The 1,333-nt window shown below is 68.9% G+C and carries 1 protein-coding gene and 1 pseudogene; both read right to left on the reverse strand.

Annotated features, from left to right (window positions below; all coding sequences use genetic code 11):
- On the reverse strand, positions 1 to 773 hold a 773-nt coding region (locus ABZ953_RS39390), incomplete at its 3' end, for an ABC transporter permease (RefSeq protein WP_361734352.1).
- Positions 770 to 1,333 (reverse strand): annotated as a pseudogene (locus ABZ953_RS39395) (ABC transporter); the annotation flags it as partial. The gene ABZ953_RS39390 and the pseudogene ABZ953_RS39395, both read right to left, overlap by 4 nt.

Consider the following 1,333-nt stretch of genomic DNA (forward strand, 5'->3'; position numbering starts at 1 on the left):
AACTTCGCGGTCGACCAGAAGTAGCCGAGCACCGCCAGGCCCAGGCACCAGGCCACGGCCAGCCAGCCGTTGTGGCCGATCTCGGTGCCGAGCAGGAGGCCGCGCAGGGTTTCGATGGCGGGGGTGAAGGGCTGGTACTCGGCGATCGGCTGGAACCAGCCCGGCATGGCGTCGACGGGGGTGAAGGCGCTGGAGAGCAGCGGCAGCAGGATCAGCGGCATCGCGTTGTTGCCCGCGGCCTCGGCGTTCGGGCTGACCAGGCCCATGCCGACCGCGATCCAGGTGAGCGCCATGGAGAAGAGCACGAGCAGTCCGAAAGCGGCCAGCCACTCCAGTACGGACGCGTCCGTGGACCGGAAGCCGATGGCCACACCGATGGCGCCCACCAGGACCACGCTGGCGACCGACTGCAGCACACTGCCGACGACGTGCCCGATGAGCACCGAGGGCCGGTGGATGGCCATGGTGCGGAAGCGGGCGATGACGCCCTCGGTCATGTCGTTGGAGACGGAGACCGCGGTGCCGATGAGGGTGCTTCCGACGGTCATCAGGAGCAGGCCGGGGACGACGTACGCGATGTACGCGGAGCGGTCCGCGCCGCCGTCGCCGATGCCCGAACTCATCGCGTCGCCAAAGATGTAGACGAAGAGCAGCAACAGCATGACCGGGGTGAGCAGCAGGTTCAGGGTGAGGGAGGGGTAGCGGCGGGCGTGCAGGAGGTTGCGGCGCAGCATGGTGGACGAGTCGCGGAGGGCGAGGGCGAGGGCGCTCATCGGACGTTCTCCTTGGGCTGGTTCTGCTGCTGGGCGGGGATGGGGGCGGGGGCGGTGAGGGCGAAGAAGACGTCGTCGAGGTCGGGGGTGTGGACGGTGAGTTCGTCGGCCTCGATGCCGTGGGTGTCCAGGCGGTCGAGGATGGTGCGCAGGGCGGTTTGGCTGCCGTCGTAGGGGAGTTGGAGGGTGAGGGCTTCGTCGATGGGGGCACCCCCTGCTCGAGCTAGGCCGAGAGCTTGGGGGAGGGTGGTGTCGGGGAGGGTGTGGGCGGCGGTGCGGTAGGTGTGGGGGTCGGTGAAGCGCAGGCGTACGTAGCCGCCGGGGATGAGGCGCTTGAGTTCTTCCGCGCTGCCTTCGGCGGCGATCTTCCCGTCGTGGAGTACGGCGATGCGGTCGGCGAGTTCGTCGGCTTCTTCGAGGTATTGGGTGGTGAGGAAGACGGTGACGCCGTCGGCGACGAGGCCTCGGATGATCTGCCACATGGTGTGGCGGGAGCGGGGGTCGAGGCCGGTGGTGGGCTCGTCGAGGAAGATGATGCGGGGGTTGCCGACCAGGGTCAT

This window comes from Streptomyces sp. NPDC046465, assembly GCF_040646035.1.
Lineage (GTDB): Bacteria > Actinomycetota > Actinomycetes > Streptomycetales > Streptomycetaceae > Streptomyces.